Annotated in this window: 21 protein-coding genes; 14 read left to right on the top strand and 7 right to left on the bottom strand. The window is 42.4% G+C overall.

Annotation, left to right across the window (positions count from 1 at the left end; all coding sequences use genetic code 11):
- Positions 1-29: 29 nt before the first annotated feature.
- From VXP95_RS06335 to VXP95_RS06315, 5 genes are all read left to right on the top strand, one after another.
- Positions 30-635, top strand: a complete 606-nt coding sequence (locus tag VXP95_RS06335) for an RBBP9/YdeN family alpha/beta hydrolase (RefSeq protein ID WP_064102785.1) — start codon at positions 30-32, stop codon at positions 633-635.
- A gap of 85 nt (positions 636-720) precedes the next feature.
- Positions 721-1,554: a sulfate ABC transporter permease subunit CysT gene (gene cysT, locus VXP95_RS06330; protein WP_416680834.1), complete on the top strand. Its 834-nt coding sequence runs from the start codon at positions 721-723 to the stop codon at positions 1,552-1,554.
- Entirely contained in the window at positions 1,551-2,444 is an 894-nt protein-coding gene (gene cysW / locus VXP95_RS06325) for a sulfate ABC transporter permease subunit CysW (RefSeq protein WP_416711693.1), read from the top strand. Before cysT ends, cysW begins: the two co-directional genes overlap by 4 nt.
- 11 nt (positions 2,445-2,455) lie before the next feature.
- Positions 2,456-3,517 carry a sulfate/molybdate ABC transporter ATP-binding protein gene (locus VXP95_RS06320; RefSeq protein WP_064102786.1) on the top strand — a complete coding sequence of 354 codons (1,062 nt, stop codon included), beginning with the start codon at positions 2,456-2,458 and terminating at the stop codon, positions 3,515-3,517.
- A 54-nt stretch (positions 3,518-3,571) separates the two neighbouring features.
- Positions 3,572-4,495, top strand: coding sequence for a CysB family HTH-type transcriptional regulator (locus VXP95_RS06315; RefSeq protein ID WP_064102787.1), 924 nt, complete (start codon positions 3,572-3,574; stop codon positions 4,493-4,495).
- Between the two features lie 463 nt (positions 4,496-4,958).
- Here VXP95_RS06315 and carO read toward each other — a convergent pair whose 3' ends face one another.
- A complete protein-coding gene (gene carO / locus VXP95_RS06310) occupies positions 4,959-5,702 on the bottom strand; it encodes an ornithine uptake porin CarO (protein WP_416711692.1) in 744 nt (247 codons plus the stop codon).
- A gap of 320 nt (positions 5,703-6,022) precedes the next feature.
- Here carO and dapD point away from each other — a divergent pair, with 320 nt between their 5' ends.
- From dapD to VXP95_RS06285, 5 genes are all read left to right on the top strand, one after another.
- Complete coding sequence (gene dapD, locus VXP95_RS06305; protein WP_416711691.1) at positions 6,023-6,844, top strand: 2,3,4,5-tetrahydropyridine-2,6-dicarboxylate N-succinyltransferase; 822 nt, start codon at positions 6,023-6,025, stop codon at positions 6,842-6,844.
- A gap of 131 nt (positions 6,845-6,975) precedes the next feature.
- The gene (queE, locus tag VXP95_RS06300) at positions 6,976-7,686 is read left to right on the top strand and encodes a 7-carboxy-7-deazaguanine synthase QueE (RefSeq protein WP_064102788.1); all 711 of its coding nucleotides are present in this window, start codon (positions 6,976-6,978) and stop codon (positions 7,684-7,686) included.
- A 33-nt stretch (positions 7,687-7,719) separates the two neighbouring features.
- Positions 7,720-8,388 (top strand): 7-cyano-7-deazaguanine synthase QueC, encoded by a 669-nt coding sequence (gene queC, locus VXP95_RS06295; protein WP_064102789.1) that lies wholly within the window; start codon positions 7,720-7,722, stop codon positions 8,386-8,388.
- 16 nt (positions 8,389-8,404) lie between these two features.
- Positions 8,405-8,818 (top strand): hypothetical protein, encoded by a 414-nt coding sequence (locus VXP95_RS06290; RefSeq protein ID WP_064096226.1) that lies wholly within the window; start codon positions 8,405-8,407, stop codon positions 8,816-8,818.
- 87 nt (positions 8,819-8,905) lie between these two features.
- The gene (locus VXP95_RS06285) at positions 8,906-9,364 is read left to right on the top strand and encodes a peroxiredoxin (RefSeq protein ID WP_416705825.1); all 459 of its coding nucleotides are present in this window, start codon (positions 8,906-8,908) and stop codon (positions 9,362-9,364) included.
- Between the two features lie 183 nt (positions 9,365-9,547).
- Here the strand turns inward: VXP95_RS06285 and VXP95_RS06280 are convergent, their stop codons facing one another.
- Together VXP95_RS06280 and VXP95_RS06275 are read right to left on the bottom strand one after the other, a co-directional pair.
- Positions 9,548-10,111: a YceI family protein gene (locus tag VXP95_RS06280; RefSeq protein ID WP_081406365.1), complete on the bottom strand. Its 564-nt coding sequence runs from the start codon at positions 10,109-10,111 to the stop codon at positions 9,548-9,550.
- Between the two features lie 359 nt (positions 10,112-10,470).
- Positions 10,471-11,076 carry a LysE/ArgO family amino acid transporter gene (locus tag VXP95_RS06275; RefSeq protein WP_416711732.1) on the bottom strand — a complete coding sequence of 202 codons (606 nt, stop codon included), beginning with the start codon at positions 11,074-11,076 and terminating at the stop codon, positions 10,471-10,473.
- Positions 11,077-11,178: 102 nt separating this feature from the next.
- Between VXP95_RS06275 and VXP95_RS06270 the strand changes: the two genes are divergently transcribed.
- Complete coding sequence (locus VXP95_RS06270) at positions 11,179-12,087, top strand: LysR family transcriptional regulator ArgP (protein WP_416711690.1); 909 nt, start codon at positions 11,179-11,181, stop codon at positions 12,085-12,087.
- Positions 12,088-12,089: 2 nt separating this feature from the next.
- On the opposite strand, the gene VXP95_RS06265 is transcribed toward VXP95_RS06270, so the two are convergent.
- On the bottom strand, positions 12,090-12,659 hold the full coding sequence (locus tag VXP95_RS06265) for a nicotinate-nicotinamide nucleotide adenylyltransferase (protein ID WP_416711689.1): 570 nt from the start codon (positions 12,657-12,659) through the stop codon (positions 12,090-12,092).
- A gap of 102 nt (positions 12,660-12,761) precedes the next feature.
- Between VXP95_RS06265 and VXP95_RS06260 the strand changes: the two genes are divergently transcribed.
- Complete coding sequence (locus VXP95_RS06260) at positions 12,762-13,562, top strand: enoyl-CoA hydratase-related protein (RefSeq protein WP_064096231.1); 801 nt, start codon at positions 12,762-12,764, stop codon at positions 13,560-13,562.
- A 73-nt stretch (positions 13,563-13,635) separates the two neighbouring features.
- Positions 13,636-14,433: a nitroreductase family protein gene (locus VXP95_RS06255; protein ID WP_064102793.1), complete on the top strand. Its 798-nt coding sequence runs from the start codon at positions 13,636-13,638 to the stop codon at positions 14,431-14,433.
- Positions 14,434-14,671: 238 nt separating this feature from the next.
- On the opposite strand, the gene VXP95_RS06250 is transcribed toward VXP95_RS06255, so the two are convergent.
- The 3 genes from VXP95_RS06250 to VXP95_RS06240 form a co-directional block, all read right to left on the bottom strand.
- Positions 14,672-16,141 (bottom strand): carotenoid oxygenase family protein, encoded by a 1,470-nt coding sequence (locus VXP95_RS06250; RefSeq protein WP_416711688.1) that lies wholly within the window; start codon positions 16,139-16,141, stop codon positions 14,672-14,674.
- 138 nt (positions 16,142-16,279) lie between these two features.
- Positions 16,280-16,597 carry an NGG1p interacting factor NIF3 gene (locus VXP95_RS06245; RefSeq protein ID WP_416680829.1) on the bottom strand — a complete coding sequence of 106 codons (318 nt, stop codon included), beginning with the start codon at positions 16,595-16,597 and terminating at the stop codon, positions 16,280-16,282.
- Positions 16,598-16,614: 17 nt separating this feature from the next.
- The gene (locus VXP95_RS06240) at positions 16,615-17,496 is read right to left on the bottom strand and encodes a LysR substrate-binding domain-containing protein (protein ID WP_416711687.1); all 882 of its coding nucleotides are present in this window, start codon (positions 17,494-17,496) and stop codon (positions 16,615-16,617) included.
- A gap of 164 nt (positions 17,497-17,660) precedes the next feature.
- On the opposite strand from VXP95_RS06240, the gene VXP95_RS06235 reads away from it, so the two are divergent.
- Entirely contained in the window at positions 17,661-19,403 is a 1,743-nt protein-coding gene (locus tag VXP95_RS06235; RefSeq protein WP_416711686.1) for an FAD-dependent monooxygenase, read from the top strand.
- Positions 19,404-19,422: the final 19 nt, after the last annotated feature.

Below are 19,422 nucleotides of genomic sequence, written 5' to 3'. Positions count from 1 at the left end.
TTCACAGCTGATCTCTGAGGAGCATTGATATGACCCATACGCTTATTGTTCCAGGTGTCGGTGGTAGCGAATACAATCACTGGCAAACATGGTTACAACAACGGCTAACTCGATGCTCTCGTGTGCAACAAAAGGATTGGAATCATCCGGTTTTGCAGAAATGGATCATTGAATTTGTCAATATGCTGCAAGCTATTCCAGAGGACGTGCAGATTGTGGCGCACAGCTTTGGCTGTCTGACCAGTGTAGCTGCCCTTGCCCAACATCCGGAACTCAATGCAAAAGTAAAAAATCTGCTATTGGTGGCGCCGGCTAATCCGGCACGCTTTGGGGAAAATGGTTTTGCGCTTGATAGTCAAACAGACTACAGCGCCTATTTTCAACAGCTCAAGCTTCAAGTACCTACCAAATTATTAATCAGTGAAAATGATCCATGGTTAAGCTTTGAAGATGCGCACTTACTGGCCCAGGCCTGGAAAATCAAACCGGTTAATCTGGGTGCAGTCGGTCATGTCAATGTCGCTTCAGGTTTCGGTCCTTTTCCTGAAATTGAACAATATTTAATTTCAGAAAACGCTATGCCATATATCAGCAAAGTTGATGATAGCAAGTATTATTTTAAATTTGCATTTTAGTCGCTGCAAACTATGCTTGTGCCAAATTTATTTTCTAATTTCGCTGGTTATTTTTAACCAGCATTCTCTCTTTTGAGGAGTAATCATGTCGCAGCGATCCCGAGTGCTGCCAGGATTTGGTCTTTCTCTAGGCTTTACCCTAGCGTATTTGTCATTAATCGTTCTGATCCCCCTGTCTGCTGTTTTTATTAAATCACTAGGCATTGGCTGGGAAGGCTTATGGGAGATCCTGAGCTCTGAACGTATCCAAAAATCACTGCAACTCAGTTTCAGCGCAGCGATTTTTGCCGCACTGGTAAATGTAGTATTTGGCCTGTTACTGGCCTGGTGTCTGGTACGTTACAGCTTTCCGGGCAAGCGTCTTGTCGATGCTTTGGTAGATTTGCCATTTGCCTTACCCACCGCGGTTGCGGGTATTGCCCTGACCTCTTTATATGCACCGACCGGCTGGATTGGTCAATATCTAGAACCGCTGGGCATCAAAGTCGCCTATACCCCGATTGGTATTACATTAGCGCTGATCTTTATTGGTCTGCCTTTTGTGGTGCGTACCGTCCAACCGGTACTGAGTGATCTGGAAACCGAACTGGAAGAAGCAGCTTCTGCACTGGGTGCCAACCGTTTTCAGATTATCACCAAAGTGATTTTTCCAATCCTTCTGCCTGCGCTGATCACTGGCTTCGCTTTGGCCTTCGCCCGCGGTGTTGGTGAATATGGCTCCGTGATATTTATTGCTGGTAACCAGCCTTTTGAAACGGAAATTGCCCCCTTAATGATTATTTCTCGCCTGGAAGAATATGACTATGCAGGTGCAACCACCATTGCAGTAGTGATGTTGCTGATTTCTTTTGTCTTGCTGTTTCTGATTAACTTACTGCAAGCCTGGGCAAGCCGCCGTACCGGGAGAACTGCACGATGAGTTTAAATACCAACAGCAATGCGCTGGCTGAAAAGCTGCAATCCCGTGATGCAACCCGCGAGCCAACCTGGGTCCGTTATACCCTGATTACCATTGCACTGATTTTCTTTTTGAGCTGTCTGATTCTGCCGCTGATTCTGGTTTTTGTAGAAGCTTTTAAACAGGGAATAGGCGTTTATACCCAGGCTCTGATACATCCGGATACCTTATCGGCAGTGAAACTTACCCTGTTGACTGCTGCAATCGCAGTACCACTCAATGTCGTATTTGGTATTGCTGCTGCATGGTCAGTGGCCAAGTTTAATTTCCGTGGCAAGTCATTCCTCACCACCTTGATTGATATGCCTTTCTCGGTTTCCCCCGTAATTGCCGGGTTAATGCTGGTACTGATTTTTGGTACCCAAGGCTGGATGGGTTCCTGGCTGATGGACAATGACATCAAGATCCTGTACGCGGTGCCTGCGATTGTTCTGGCAACCGTCTTCATTACCGTACCTTTTGTTGCTCGTGAGCTGATTCCGTTAATGGAAGCACAAGGTACTGAAGAAGAAGAAGCGGCAATTGTACTCGGTGCTTCCGGCTGGCAGACTTTCTGGAAAGTGACCTTGCCAAACATCAAGTGGGGCCTGATCTACGGTGTAATTCTATGTAATGCACGTGCTATGGGTGAGTTTGGTGCAGTATCGGTGGTATCCGGTCATATCCGTGGCGAAACCAATACCTTGCCGCTCCACGTCGAGATTCTCTATAACGAATATACTTTCAGTGCTGCGTTTGCCGTGTCTTCACTTCTGGCTCTCCTCGCAATTGTAACCTTGGTTCTAAAAACCTGGGTAGAACTGCGCCAGGAAAAACAAGACAAACGTAATGATGATTTAACAGTTTCTTAAGGAATGCCCACATGAGTATTCAAGTTAAAAATATTGAAAAACACTTTGGTGCATTCCATGCACTGAAAAACATTTCACTAGATTTCCCGGATGGTCAGTTAGTGGCTCTACTGGGTCCATCAGGCTGTGGTAAAACCACCCTACTACGTATTATTGCTGGTCTGGAATCGGCAGATGGCGGTCAGGTCATTCTTGAGGGCGAAGATGCTACCAATGTGCATGTACGGGAGCGTGAAGTCGGCTTCGTATTCCAGCACTATGCCCTGTTCCGCCATATGACGGTATTTGACAATATTGCCTTTGGCCTGCGTGTGCGCCCACGTAAAACCCGTCCATCAGAAGCGGAAATTAAAAAACGTGTGACACGTTTACTCGACTTGGTTCAGCTCGGTTTCCTGGCCGATCGTTATCCAGCCCAGCTTTCTGGGGGTCAGCGTCAACGTATTGCACTGGCACGTGCTCTGGCAGTTGAACCACGTGTATTATTACTGGATGAACCTTTTGGTGCACTGGATGCCAAAGTCCGTAAAGAGCTACGTCGCTGGTTACGTACCCTGCATGATGAACTGCATATTACATCGATCTTTGTAACTCATGATCAGGAAGAAGCACTTGAAGTTGCGGATCAGATCGTAGTGATGAACAAAGGTGATGTGGAGCAAATCGGTTCACCACGTGAAGTCTATGAAACACCGAAAACGCCATTTGTATTTGACTTTTTGGGTCAGGCAAATCGTTTTGAAGGTCAGAATCATGGCGGCCTCATCCAGCTTGGTGAAGACCGCATCCAGTTTGAGGGTGCAAAAAATGCTGCTCAAGGCGAAGTTATTTTATTCGCACGTCCAGATGACTTACGCATTCATGCACAGCCACATGACAATGCAATTCAGGCCACCTTTATTCGTGAATTGTGGATTGCTGGCAAAGTGGTTGCAGAACTGAATGATCGACAAGGCAACCTGATTGAAATTTTACTGACACCTGATGAAGCGAGAGCGCATCAATTCCGCCCAAATCAAACCGTGTGGTTAAGTGCAGTTAACTTGCATTTATTTGAAAACCAGGTCGCTTAAGATCAAAAGATGGGGTTTTAAAATACCCCATCCTCTTAAAGGGTAAAGAAAATCATGAATTTTCAACAATTAAGAATTATACGAGAAACAGTTAGACAGAACTTTAACTTAACTGAAGCTTCAGCTGCACTTTATACCTCACAGTCTGGGGTAAGTAAGCACATTAAAGATCTGGAAGATGAACTCGGGGTGCAGCTCTTTATCCGTAAGGGTAAACGTTTGTTAGGCTTAACCGAGCCAGGTCAGGCACTTTTAGGGATTGTGGAACGCATGCTGGTTGATGCTGACAATATCAAACGTCTGGCTGATGATTTTAACAAAGTCGATGAAGGCACCTTGACCATAGCGACCACGCATACGCAGGCACGTTATGTGCTGCCGCCGATTGTCAGTCAGTTTAAAAAAGAATTCCCCAAAGTTCACCTGATTTTACAACAGGCAAGCCCGGTTGAAATCACGGAAATGCTGCTGCAAGGTCAGGCGGATATCGGTATTGCAACTGAAGCACTCACCACTGAAGATAATCTGGCCAGTGTGCCTTACTATAACTGGCAGCACAGTATTATTACCCCACAGAATCATCCTCTGACCCAGAAAGAAAAAGTCACTATCGAAGACTTGGCAAATTATCCGATCATTACCTACCATGGTGGTTTTACCGGTCGCTCTAAGATTGACACCGCTTTTGAAGAGGCCGGTTTTGATGTAGATATTGTGATGTCTGCTCTTGATGCTGATGTGATCAAGACCTATGTAGAAATGAATATGGGCGTCGGCATCGTTAACGATGTGGCTTATGACCCTGAGCGTGATTACCGTTTAAGACAGATTAAAACTGATATTTTCGGAGTAAATACCACCTGGATTGCAGTACGTAAAGGTCATTTACTGCGTGGTTATGGCTACGAGTTTATTTCACTCTGCTCGCCAGATGCGGATATTAAAGCTCTGAAAAAAGTGGCTTATCCAGACGAATAGAGTGCATGATTTTCAGTTTTTGATCAAAGAGGCTAAGCGGCCTCTTTATTATTATATAGATATGCATTGAAAATATTAATTTTGAAAAATTCATTACACCTGAAGTTCTCTTTGCTTGGGTTGAACCTGAAATCAGCTGTCAGGTATAACAATTCGTACAAACCTTTGTTATAAAATTCTGGAACGGGAACTCCGAGGGCAACATTCAATCCAGATACCAGTTCAAATATTAGAGTGGTACCTCTCTAACAGATGTAAGTAACTTAGGATGTAGTAACAGGCCAATCTAATAAAAAATTTTAAAGCTTGCGTTTATACCACATAGGCCTATTACAAGGCTTATAGATTTATAAACTGCTTTTTATGAGAGTGTCCTAGACTTAAAACCAGTTTAAGATTTTATAAATACTTTTAAAAATGCATAAAAAAACGAGCCGAAGCTCGTTTTTTTTAAGATCAAATCTTAGAAGCGGAAGCTTACACCGAGTTTCGCTACCGGGAACCATTCATACTTGTTATCTTCGCGAATTTTGTCCTCTTCATCTCTAATAGCCTCAGCTAAAGTACGACCATCATCTCCTGGTGGTACAGCAAGTAGAGCTTCTGGATTAGCTCTTAAGTTTACTTCTGGGTTACCATTGTAATAGGCGCCAATTTCCCCAAAAATACCCCAACGGTTGGTAATAGCTGGTGAGAAACCAATCCCTACATAAGGAGCGATACTATTCTTATATGATACATCGCCTTTAATACGAACATCTGCACCACTTGGATTACTAAAACGAGAACCATCTACTGTAAATGAGGCATTTGTACCCGGACGGCGTTCTAAGCCATAATCATTATCTGTATATCCTACCCCAGCTGCCATATAGAACCAGTTTGCCCAAGGACGGATTTCAGCATTCAAGTAAGTCAGGTTGTTATCCAGATCCAAGTCATACTTCGTTCCATTGATAGATAAATCATCAGACCAGGAAATATCACCACCGTTATAACCTAAAGTGACGCCTACATATGGGTTAGCACTCCAGGAAATTGCACCACCGTAACCGGTAGTACCTACTTCAGCACGAACAGAAGCTGGTTTAAAGAAAGAAAATTCAGTAACGCCCTCATCTGTTACGATAATTTCATCTGCGGCCATAGCAGAACTAGCGGCTATAGCTAAAATAGATACTGCTAAAATTTTATTTAAAGGTTTCATTATTTCTCTCCTCAAAAGAACTTATTTTTGATCATTAGTTATTCGTGATAGGCTCAATATAAAGGACTTAAAAAATATTTTTTATTCACATTTTGCTAATCTTTTGTTATTTTTTGATACAAATTAATTTTTCTTGTTTAGAAGCAAGCGTTTTCTAACACTTCTCCTACACTTTAATTTTATGGAAAATAATAATTATCACTTTAATAATTTTACCTCTTCTATAGTTTTGGTTATTTTTCACCTATTTTTGGTGCTTTCAACTATTTTTCCTGCAATATAGTGTAAAATCTAGAAAATTTTTTTCTGGAAGGAAGATCATGTCGCAGCTTTCAACAATCATTGAACAGGCGTTTGAAGACCGTGCAAATTTTACAGCTGCAGATTGCTCTGCTGAAATTCGTCAAGCAGTTGAGGAAGTAATTGCTGGTCTAGACAATGGTACTTTACGTGTTGCTGAAAAAATCGATGGTGAATGGGTTGTTCATCAATGGATTAAAAAAGCAGTATTGTTATCATTTAAATTAAACGACAACAAACCAATGGAAGCTTGTGATCTTCGTTTCTATGACAAAGTAGATACTAAATTCTCAGGCTGGTCTGAAGAACAATTCAAGGCAGCGGGTGTACGTGTTGTACCGCCTGCAGTAGCACGTAAGGGTTCTTTCCAGGCTAAAGGTGTGATCTTGATGCCTTCTTATGTCAACATTGGTGCTTATGTCGATGAAGGCACAATGGTAGATACCTGGGCAACTGTCGGTTCATGTGCGCAAATTGGTAAAAATGTACACTTGTCAGGTGGTGTGGGCATTGGTGGTGTTCTTGAGCCACTTCAAGCAAATCCAACCATTATTGAAGATAACTGCTTTATCGGTGCACGCTCTGAAATCGTGGAAGGCGTAATCGTGGAAGAAGGCTCGGTAATTTCAATGGGTGTATTCATTGGCCAGTCGACCAAGATTTATGACCGCGCAACTGGCGAAATCCATTATGGTCGCGTACCAGCAGGTTCGGTTGTTGTTGCGGGTAGCCTTCCATCTACATGTGGTACTTACAGCCTGTATGCTGCCATTATCGTGAAAAAAGTTGATGCACAAACTCGTTCTAAAACAAGCTTGAACGATCTATTACGCGAAGACTAAGATGTCTTAACTTAGAGGACACATTTGTGTTCATCGGAGCTTCAACCGCTCCTCGTCTCTACGATTAGTAATAATCGTAGGGATTTTTATTTTTATACCCGGTTATTTATTTTTCATTGGTTAATTTTGTTATGAATACGCTTCGATCTTCTGCAATCCCAGTTTCTGATCCGTCTGCGGGTTTACGCATTACGGAGATTTTCTATTCATTACAAGGTGAAGCCAATGCCGCAGGACTGCCAACGGTATTTATCCGTTTAACCGGTTGTCCACTACGTTGTAGCTACTGTGACACCACCTATTCCTTTGAAGGTGGCGAGCGTCAGTCTCTGGAAGATATTATCCAGACTACGCTTGATTTTAAAACACCTTATGTCTGTGTGACTGGTGGCGAACCTCTGGCACAGCCCAATGCCCTGCCCCTGATGCAGCGACTGGCAGATTTAGGATGTCAGGTTTCACTTGAAACCAGTGGGGCTTTAGATGTGTCCAAGGTGGATTCACGTGTTTCCAAAGTCCTCGACTTAAAAACACCCACTTCAGGTGAAGTTGCACGAAATTTGCTTGCTAATCTCGATCATTTAACTGCACATGATCAAATCAAGTTTGTCATTTGCAATCGTGAGGATTATGAATGGTCAAAGCAGCAGCTTGAACAGTATCAACTTCAAGAGAAAGTCAGTACAGTTTGGTTTTCGCCTGCATTTGCGGTAGAAAAAGGTGCAGTTCATTTACCACAATTGGCACGTGACTTAGCTCAATGGATTTTAGAAGACCATCTCCCTGTTCGTTTCCAGTTACAACTGCACAAGTTGTTATGGAATGATGAAACTGGTCGTTAATTTTTTGTAAAGTATTATTTGGAGAATCAGCTTATGCGCCCTCGCGCCATTGTCCTGTTATCTGGCGGTTTAGACTCAACCACATGTCTGGCTTGGGCACAGGCACGCTATGAATGTATCGCACTCAGTTTTCGCTATGGTCAACGTTCAACCACCGAGCTGGATGCAGCAAAAGCGTTAACTGAACGTGCGGGTGTAGAACATCGAGTGATCAATATTGATCTGGGTAATCTGGGTGGCTCAGCCCTTACCGATCATAGTATTGAGGTACCTGATCACGAACAGGCCGGCATTCCGATTACTTACGTTCCTGCACGTAATACCATCTTCTTGTCTTATGCTCTAGCTGCGGCAGAAGTCTTCAAAGCTGAAGCAATTGTGATCGGAATTAATGCGGTCGATTACTCCGGTTATCCGGATTGCCGTCCGGAATTTATCGAGGCATTTGCCAACATGGCTCGTCTTGCAACCAAGGTTGGTGTAGAGGGCCAAGCTCTCAAGTTTGAAACACCTTTGTTACATTTATCCAAAGCAAATATTATTCGCTTAGGTATGGAACATGGCGTAGACTACAGTCAAACGGTGTCATGCTATCAAGCAGATGACCAAGGACGTGCCTGTGGTAAATGTGACAGTTGTCGTTTACGTAAACAGGGTTTTGCGGACGCAGGTGTTGAAGACCCGACACGTTATATACCGTAATAACAAGGTAGAGTTTATGAAGAATTTAAAATCAGGCATTGTACTTTCAGCAATTGTTTCAGCTGCTGCGATGTTCACCACTACAGCTCAAGCAGCTGATGACAAATTACAACAAGCTTATAAAAGCACCAATGTGAAAGCTGCATTGATCAATGTTTGTAAAGATGAAACTGGCAAAAGCAAGAAATTAACTTCTGCTGAAGTCAGTAAATATTGTACTTGTGCGGTTGAAGCAGATGGTAAATTAACCAATGCGCAAAAATGGGAAATTCAAAGTACCATTAACCAGAAAAAAAGCCCAGGTAGTTTAGCTTTTGTACAAAAGCAGAATAAAGATCTTCAAGCGTGTTTTGGTCCACAGTTAACCGGTAAACTGAAAACTTTGACTGAAGAAGCAATGAAATCAGCTCAAGCGGCACCAAAGAAATAAGATCCAATTTTTCTTATTCTTTAATGAAATAAGCCACTATAATGTGGCTTATTTTTTTGAAAAAATTTAAATAAAACAGGAGTTTTTATGTCTGAAATTAGTTTAATTGATCAGAATTTTCCTGCGACCACAGGCGAGATCAATTTAACCAAGCTAGATACAGAATGGCTAGTCATCTACTTTTATCCTAAAGATTCTACGCCGGGCTGCACCACTCAGGCAGTTGGCTTTTCCTGTTTAAAAGACCAGTTCGAGGCTTTAAATACTACAGTTCTCGGGGTATCCCGTGATTCGGTGAAAGCCCATCAGAATTTTACTGAAAAGCAGAATCTCAGCATTAACCTGATCAGTGATAAAGAAGAAGTGTTGTGTCATCACTTTGATGTAATCAAAGAAAAGAATATGTATGGTAAACAGGTGATGGGAGTTGAACGTTCAACTTTTATTTTCCATAACGGCCAACTGGTCAAAGAATACCGTAAGGTCAAGGCAGCTGGCCATGCAGAACAAGTTCTGGAAGACTTGAAAGCCTTACAAGTGGCCTGATTACCTGCTAAGACCTAGGCATAAAAGCTCGAATATTCGAGCTTTTTTAATGGTTTTATATAGCAGCATATATTTTATATTTACCTGATAAAGATTTAAATCTGAAAATGATAAGCACGCAGCATTCTAAAAATTTTATGATGCAGGATCATCAGGCATGATGACATATAAGTGAATACTTTCTTAATTGACTTCACATTGACCTGAAAGATGAAGATTCACTTTGTCTCCTATACCTGCAATTCCCTTTTTCATACCAAAATCACTGCGATTAATCACGGCAGATGCCTGAACATCCAACAAATTGGCATCCGACATACTCGGCTTAAAAGTTGTCTCAAAAATCACGGGCTTGGTTACACCACGCAAGGTTAAATGTCCTAATACCTTGTATTTGCCATTGCCTAGGTCTTTAAACTGAATACTTTTAAAAATTACAGTCTTGTATTTTGCTACATAAAACAGGTCTTCGCCCAAAATCATATTTTTAAATACAGGTTTACTAAAACTTAAACTTTCTACATCCATGACCAGATGGGTTGAGGCGTTTTGCGGTGCATTGGCATCAAACTGCATCGTGGATTGAACCTGATTAAACTTGGCTTTAACCATAGTAAGTCCCATGGACTTGATCTCAAACCCTACATCGCTTTTGGGGGTTAGGGTCCATGATCTTGCAAAAGACTGACTGATTAAAGCTAGACAGATCGCCAAGCTAAGAAGCCCGGTTTTTATTATTGTTTTCAATTTTAAATCCACCTTGTTTAATTTCTTATTAATCGGATTTAAGTCAACGGCTTAATCTGAAATTAAATTTTCTTGTTGTGTGTTCCCACATGGTTTCGTTATTTTTATATCAGTTTTTTGAAGTTTTTGTAAAATCATTCATGACTAATGGACAGAATAATCGTCCTGATTTCTTTCTTCAGGAGTCGTGTCTGTCCAGCAGAGAACTGTTTTGATCTTACAACTTTATGTTCTAGCCACTTTTTATATAACAGAGAATTTGCTGTTTCAAGCTGAAAAAAATATTAAAAATCATTGATAAATATCTTAAATCCTACCCTGGCTTCATTCTGAAACAGTCTCTCAAGGTTATAAGTAAATCAAATGCTGACTATTAATGACAATGCGATCGCCCACATGGTACAGGCAATAATAGCGTCCAGAATTTTCCATGATTTTGGATGTTGAAACCACGGCGTCAATATTTTTGCGCCATATCCCAAACAAAAAAAGAAAAACCAAGAAGCAAGGACTGCGCCTAGCGTAAACCATTCTTTCCCCAGACTGTATTGGGTTGAAATAGATCCGATCAGGATTACGGTGTCTAAATAAACATGCGGATTCAGCCAGGTAAAAGCCAAACAGATCATCAGCACCTGTACAAAATGCTCTGTTGCCTGATCACTCAATGCCAATACCTCTGTAGATTTAAACGCACTAATCGCATGTTGCAAACCATAATAAAACAGAAATCCTGCACCAATATATTTAGAAAACATAACAATATGCGGGTAATGCTCGATGACACGCGCGAATCCAAAGACACCCAGCAAAATTAAAATAGAATCAGATAAAGCACAAATTACACAGACCCAGAACACATGCTGCTGTTTTAAACCTTGTTTTAGAACAAAGGCATTTTGTGCACCAATACTCACAATCAGGCTCATTCCTACAGCAAAGCCACTCACCATATAACTGAACATCATCTTCCCCTTTTTAAAGAAAGGCATTATTCAATAAAATCGGCAAGATTAATTAAAACTAAGTTAATATCAGATTAACTAAATATTATTTAGATAAGAAAGATGCTGAATGCGAAACAATGTGATGCTTTTTATGCAGTTGCAAAAACCGGAAGTTTTGATCTTGCAGCGGAGCAGTTAAACATTACTGCCTCAGCAGTTACTCTTCGTGTTCAAAGTCTGGAAAAACAATTGGGACATCTGCTGTTGGTCAGAGATCGGCCTTGCCGCGTGACTCAATCCGGGCAAACTTTATTGCATTATTTACAACATCAACGTTTGCTAGAACAGAATCTGATGCAGGATCTGGGTGGACAGCTGCAACAAGAGGGTTTCTATTGTCTGAATATTGCCACCAATGCTGATTCGCTCGCGACCTGGCTCTTACCGACCTTACAAGACCAGCTGATCCGGCATAAAATTGTGTTGCATTTTCAGGTGGATGACCAATCACAGACTCATCATCTGTTAGAAGCAGGTCTCGTCAATGCCTGTTTGAGTACAGAGGCTAAGGCAATGAAAGGTTGCCGGGCCGAATTGATCGGACAGATGCAATACCGTCTCGTTGCCACCCCTGACTTTTCCCGAAACTGGTTTCATCAAGGCGTACATCGGAATGCGCTACGTCTTGCTCCTGCTATTCTTTTTAATGAAAAAGACCAGCTGCATACCCAGTTTATCCAGCAAGAATTCGGCCTGAATCCTGTTCAATACCCTCACTTTTTCATCCCATCGACCCATGCATTTTTTGATGCAATTGTGATGGGACTGGGCTATGGCTGGTTACCGGACTATCAGGCCCGAGATTTGCTGGCATCAGGTCAACTGCTTGAACTTTCAAGGGAATTACGCATTGAAGTCCCCCTGTATTGGCATCACTGGAAAGAACAATCTCCTGCCCTGGAGATTTTAAGTGAATGTTTAAGGCAGCATGCTCAAACTGCCATGAATCAACCTGTATTGAACTTGTAGTTTTAAACCAGATTGGTTTTATCATTCCGGGCGAATTTTTCACTGAGCTGTTGATAGGTCTCTGTATGCTGGAAGCGCTCTAAAAATTCAATCGTGCCTTGTGGGAATTTATCCCGTTGAATTTCACCACGATAATAAGCTTCACGCATCGGCGTGGCGGATATGGCTCCTTCAAGACTGTCAAGTTCGACCATTTCCCATTCTGGGAAAAATTTTAAATAATAGGAAGAATCATCTTTAAAATGCCCAATCAGCCCGACTTTGGCATCCGGTTCAATGACCTGATTCACCAGCGATTTCACCAGTTTTTGCCATTTTTCATCATTATAAACATCTATGACTTCTACAAATTTGATGCGCGCCTGATCTTCAGCACTAAAATTTGACAGGATCATGGCTTCACGCTCCGAAGCCAAAAATGGATTCTTGATATTACGTTCATTTTGTGCAGAACCAAGAGCCAAAATCACATTCTGACTGTGCTGCAAGGCGATCTTAATGGTTTGCATGTGCGCCAGATGAAAAGGCTGAAAGCGGCCAATGAAAACCAGATAATCAAATGTATAGTTCATAAGGGATCAGTTTTTTATGACTCATGAGTTGTGCCGCTCCAATAAATATGCGACATAATAATTCCCATAAAATCAAATCAAGTTTAAAGCAAGGATAGTACGATGACACTGAGCTGTATTCAACAACCTCATGAGCATTTGAATGCGAATTTAGAACATGGTGTACTCACTTTGGCAATCAATCGCCCGGAAGCTAAAAATGCATTATACAGCGAGCTTTATTTATGGATTGCGAAAGCCCTGGATGAAGCTGATCAGGCACCTGAAGTGCGTGTAGTTGTTTTACGCGGTCAGGACGCTGACTTTAGTGCAGGCAATGATATGCAGGATTTTATGAAATCTGCAGCCAATAAGGACCAGATTCGTCCGCAGGATGGCCCTCCATTTGTTTTATTAAAAGCTGCTGCAAAATTTTCCAAGCCTTTAATTGCTGCTGTGCGTGGCGTCGCCATTGGGATTGGGGTGACGATCTTACTGCATTGTGATCTGGTTTATAGTGACCATACAGCCCTGTTCCAGATTCCATTTGTCAGTCTGGGTCTATCGCCTGAAGGCGCGTCAAGCAAATTACTGATTCAACAAGCAGGCTATCATAAAGCAGCTGAATTATTGCTGACTGCACAAAAATTCAATAGTGAAAAAGCACTGAGCGCAGGTCTGGTGAACAGTATCGAAGAAGATGCCTATGCTACTGCACAAAAACAGGCACAAACTCTGGCAGCTTTACCATTGGCCTCTCTGAAGCAGAGCAAAGCTTTGATGAAACATAATCTGGATGAAATTGTTGAATGGATTGATCATGAGGCAGAAATCTTTATGAACCGTGTTGGTTCAGCCGAAATGATGGAAGCAGTTCAGGCTTTTATGCAAAAACGGAAACCTGATTTCACACAATTCAACTAATTTTCAAACTCAGGATGTCAATGAGGTAGTTTAAACTGCCTTCTTGATACCTTTACTTGCCAGAATAAAGAATATGTCTACTGAAAATTTGAATGATAAATCTCATCAAACGTCTGATAGCGTCAATCCTGACAAAAAACGCTATTACGAACCAGCTCCTCAGGATATAGATGTAGAAAATTTTCGCAAAGTCATTGAAAGCCGCCGTTCAGTACGTAAATTTACCAAGAAACCAATTCCTGATGAGGTTCTGGATGCCTGTCTGGATCTGGCACTATTGGCACCGAACTCGTCCAATCTGCAGCCCTGGACTTTTTATGTGGTACAAAATCCGGGCAGGAAAAAACGTCTGGTTAAAGCCTGCATGGGTCAACTGGCAGCAAAAACTGCTTCCGAGCTGATTGTTTGCGTGGCACGTACCGACCGTATTGATGAAATGGCAAAGCGTAATGTGAATGAATTTCCATTCCCAGAAGCACCACCAGCGATTAGAAAATACTATAAATATATTCCATACAACTACAAAACGGGCTATCTGAATGCCTTCGGTAACTTTAAGAAAGTCGCTTTCAAAGTTGCACGTACACTAGACAAGCAAATGCCAGTCTCTGCTTTCAGTCCGGCTGATGCAAAACTGTGGGCAACCAAAACGACGGCACTGGCTTGTGAAAATCTGGTCTTGGCTTTACGTGCTTATGGTTTTGATAGCTGTATGATGGAAGGTTTTGATGAGCCGATGGTTCGTGAAATTCTTGAATTAAATGGCGAACAGTATCCGGTCATGGTGATTGGTGCAGGTGAACGTGCCAAAGATGGCGTATTCTTCCCGCAGTATCGTTTTGATCGTGAACTGTTTATTCAGAAGATGTAAGCAGTATCTCAAATTTAAATCTTTCATCTGCTCTATGATTAGCGGTATAGAGGTCAATGTTAGGCTGAGATTCAGGGACGAGTCTTCTGCCTAACAACAGATTTTGATTGCCTTAGCGAATATATTTCTCATTCCTCAAAGTAATATCCGCCTACCATCAGATATGAATCTTATTCGAGCTTTCTAAGTTAATGCCTTTTAATCACCAAGACAAAGTTTCAAGTTTTTAAGCTCAAACCTAAGAATAGTTAATTCTTAGTTTCCGATAATCAATCCAGTTACAATGAAATCCGACGGGTACACGTACAGGTAAATAAATGGTTGCAATCGGTCCTGCCATCATATGCTGTGCATCCAGAATCACCACTCTGGATGGACTTCCATCTAGAGCATGGATATAAGACATGAGCCAGCCATCATTTTCAGCTTGAGTACCTTCCCGCGCGACAAATATCACTTCGCCTGTCACCCAGTTCTCACCAAAGGAATAGCTTTCTGAATGGCCAGTTTCCAGATCATGACCCAAGAGCATATTACTGCTGACATGATAAGGATCATCAAACTCGTCAAAGGAAATACTATAAATATACCGATGCTTCCGCCCCGTATAAGCATCATTGATCCGTGGAAACTCCTGTTTCGTCCCGGATAATACTGTCCGAAACACTTTTCCCGTGCCATGCTCAAATATAAAACGCTCCAGCCGAATATCCTGATCTTCAATCGGTCCCTGAATCGAACTGACCAATGCTTTGGAGTGCACGACTGCATCCATCACCACATTACCGGAATCCAGATCATAAGCGTTTACGGTATGGAAAATAAAACAGGGATCAATCTTATACCAGCGAATATCAATTGCCTTACCACCAAATGGCAATATGCCAATACGCGCCTGCCGTTTTGGATTCCATTGATATGGCAGCATTGAACCTTTTAAAGCACTGCGAACCGAGAAATTTACATTCAGGTCCAGAATCAGCACCTGAGATTTGGTAATGGCACAATCATGAATCATTGGACCATGTTTCACTGGAATCTCGACCTGATGTTTCAATTTACCTTTTGAATCTATCTGCAGATAAAAAACTTTATTCTGACTTAAAGCATCATAACAAACCGCATGAATATCGCCGGTTTCAGGATCAATATGCGGATGGGCAGTAAATGGCATATCCTGATCATCTTCAAATAAATGATGCCGTCTTGATTCCAGTGCAGCATTCAATTCAACTGGGTATGCTCCTGCTTCAACCAGTGCCCAGATTTTCCCGGCGAAGCTGATGACATTGGTGTTGACAGCATCTGCGACACTCCGGGTTTTGCCGGGAATCTGTGGCCGGTGAAGTTTTTCCTGCACACTGGCGGAACCGATATAACTGCTTTTATACCAATGTGCCTCACCACCCTTCAGTCTGAGCGCATGCAACATGCCATCGCCCGTAAACCAGTGATAGTTGCGTGGGTTTTTGACGTTAATAGGATTCGGACCAATCCGCATCAGTGCGCCATCCAGTTCTGCAGGAATCTGCCCTTCAACTTTCAAGTTTATAGAAAAATGTTCCTGCCGCTCGGGTGCAAATATACCTTCCAGATAGGGATTGTCCGGCGAATACGGAATACGGCTATGCAGGATTTCTGTACCGTATTGAATGGATTTACTGAGCGTATTTTTCCAGACGCTGCTCAGCGGTTTAAGCCATGACATTATTATTTTCCTTATTGTATTTTTTCTATGGATTATTCTGGCAGAAATGATAATAACAAAAGCAGTTTGGCCATTTTTTGAATCTGGACTAACGGCGCGTCAAGTCGAACACGCCGATAAAGCAGTAATAATGTAACTTTAGACTTTGATATCCAGAAGCTGAATAAATTCAAAGGCCGGCTCTTCGTAAGGATGGCTGTCTTTCAGTGCTTTGGCCACTTCGACCGCCTTTTCATCCGGCACCAGAATTTCTACCCGCCATTCTTCTACCTGTTCCAGTTGGCCGACTTCACCAATATGAGGATCTGCACCTTTCTGCGGCTTAAACTGTCCGGTTCCTAAAACCTGCCAGGCACAATTTGTATATTCCCCAATGCCGCCGCCTCCTGCTGCAAATATCGCATTCTTGGTATCTTCCAGGTTTTCGTCTGGTACGTAATAAATCAGCTTTAACATGTATTTTTTCCTGAAATTCAGATATTACTCATATTGTTAAGGGCTTGGGCAATCATCTTCAATGCAGGATTTTGAGAGTTCTTGTTAAATGTTGCATATAAATCCAGTTTTGGTAGCACCTGGTCAGTCTGGATCACTTTTACATGATCATTCATAAAACGAAGTAAATATTCAGGTGCAAAACTAAAGCCCATCCCCATATTGGTCAGATTGATATGTTGCAACACATTGGTCACCCATAAAACCTGTTCATGCTCAAGCTGATCAATGCAGAGTAGTTTATCCAGCTTTTCATAAAATACGGGTGAAGCATTCTGCTCGCACATAATTACATTATGGTTTTTTAGTTCCTGTAATTTCAGGATTCGATCTGTAGAATGTAAGTGCTGAGCGGCTATCAGATAAATTTGCTCGGTTAATAAATGAATATTCTCAAAATCTGGATGGTCCATATGAAAGCGGGTAATACACAAATCCAGTTCAGCATTTTTTAGCCGCTGAATCTGTTCCATACAGGTCAGGCTATGCAGATGGATTTTTAAGTCCGGCATGTTTTTTTTAAGCTGCGCCAATATCTGAGGCATGACTTTGATTTCTGCCACATTCAGAAAACCAATATGAATCTGATTATTTTTCTGCTGTGCAACCTGACGCGCTGCTGCTACTGCCAGTTTGGCATTTTCCAGTGCTTTTTCGGCATAGATCTGAAAAGCCTGCCCTTCATCGGTGAGTTTGACTTTTCTGGATGAGCGATCAAACAGCATGATGCCTACTTCCTGCTCCAGATCCTTAATTTGCTGGCTTAAGGACGGCTGGGCGGTAAACAGTTTTTCGGCAGCCTTGGTAAAACTTTGTTGCTGCGCCACAGTGATAAAATAGCGTAAATGTCGAAGTTCCATATCTTGCTCTATCCAAAACACCACGTCATATTTGTATATGCAGTGAAAATATCTATAGGCAGATAGTTTATATGAATAGCTCTATAGCCTGCGCTGAATTTTGCCTAGACTCCTCAGCTAATAGATAGATTGTTCATGTAATAGCGACATTCATGGAGTATGTAATGGCACAGCAATATGACACCGATGTTTTGGTGATTGGTACCGGTCCTGCAGGTTCAACATTAGGTCTGGCCCTGGCCAATTATGGCATCAAAGTACAGCTATTTACCCAGTTTAGCTGGCTGGCCAATAGCCCCCGTGCGCATATTACCAATCAGCGTGCCATGGAAGTATTGCGTGATTTAGGTATTGAAGAGCAGGTCAAAGAGATCGCTACACCTTGGGAGCAGATGGGTGAAAGCCTGATTACCACCAGTCTGGTCGGTGAAGAAATTGCCCGTTTAAGTGCCTGGGGTACGGGCGATGAACGTCATGGCGATTATATAAAAGGTAGCCCATGTCCTTTAGTTGATTTGATCCAGCCCAAAATGGAAGCCTTGCTGGTTAAGAATGCTGCTGAGCGTGGTGCGATTTATAATTTTAATACTGAATATCTGTCGCATGTGCAGGACGAAGCTGGCGTGACAGCCACTTTCCTCAACCGGATTACCAACACTGAATTTAGCTTGAGAGCGAAATATCTGGTGGGAATGGATGGTGCGAAGTCTCGTGTGCTGGAACAGCTTGATTTACCTCTTGAAGGTATAATGGCACGAGCCGGCACAGTGTATGTGACCTTTAAAGCTGATCTTTCTCAATACGTGCAACACCGCCCTGCGATTCTACAATGGATTGTCAATCCCGAAGCCAGCTTTGGCGACCTCGGTATGGGATTGTTACGTGCTATTACGCCATGGAATGAATGGATTATGGGTTGGGGCTTTGACATTTCCAAAGGCGAACCACAAGTGACTGAGGAACAGGTACGTGCCCGCCTGAATGCCTTCGTCGGTACTGAAGTTGAAGAAGTCGAGATTCAGAAACTGTCATACTGGTATGTGAACCAGACCTGGGCAACTGAATATTCTAAAGACCGTGTATTCTGCGGAGGTGATGCAGTGCACCGTCATCCACCTTCAAGCGGATTAGGTTCAAATACCTGTATGCAGGATGCCTTTAATCTGGGCTGGAAACTGGCATATGCTGTGAAAGGCTGGGCTGTGCCTGCCCTGCTGGATTCCTATACGGCTGAACGTGCACCGGTGGGTAAGCAGATTGTGGCGCGAGCGAACCAGTCACGTTTTGATTATAAATACCTGAAAGAAGTCTTTGGTTTTGACAATGGTGTAACTACACAAAAACAAATGCTGGAACGTATTTTTGCTGAAACTGAGCAAGGTGCTGAAATCCGCAAAAAACTGTTTGAAGCTTTGGAAATTAAAAACTTCGAATTTAATGCCCAAGGTGTAGAGCTGAACCAGCGCTATAATTCAAATGCGGTGATTGCAGAATCTGAGCCTGAAGCTTTTGAAAAAGATGAGCAGCTTTATTTGCAAGCAACAACGCGCCCGGGTGCCAAAGTGCCGCATACCTGGCTGATCAATGCCAAAGGTCAAAAGCAGTCCACGCTAGATATTACTGGTAAAGGTCGTTTTACTCTCCTGACGGGTTTATCTGGCAAAGGCTGGAAACAGGCGGCTGAAGCATTGAAACTGCCATATCTGGATGTGATTCAGATTGGTTCACGTGACTATCGTGATGTGTATGGCACCTGGAATGCAAAGTCTGAAATTCATGAATCTGGTGCAATCCTGGTTCGTCCAGATGGTTATGTAGCTTGGCGTTATCAGGACAATACTAATGATGCTTTTGATTATGAACATACGTTGAAAGCGGTATTAAAGCTGGTTCAATTAACTGTTTAATTTGATAAAAAAGACCATC

This window comes from Acinetobacter sp. 226 (assembly GCF_048147925.1).
Lineage (GTDB): Bacteria > Pseudomonadota > Gammaproteobacteria > Pseudomonadales > Moraxellaceae > Acinetobacter > Acinetobacter pecorum.
The sequence above is the reverse complement of the archived record's forward strand: the minus strand, read 5'-3'. Positions and strand labels throughout refer to the sequence as shown.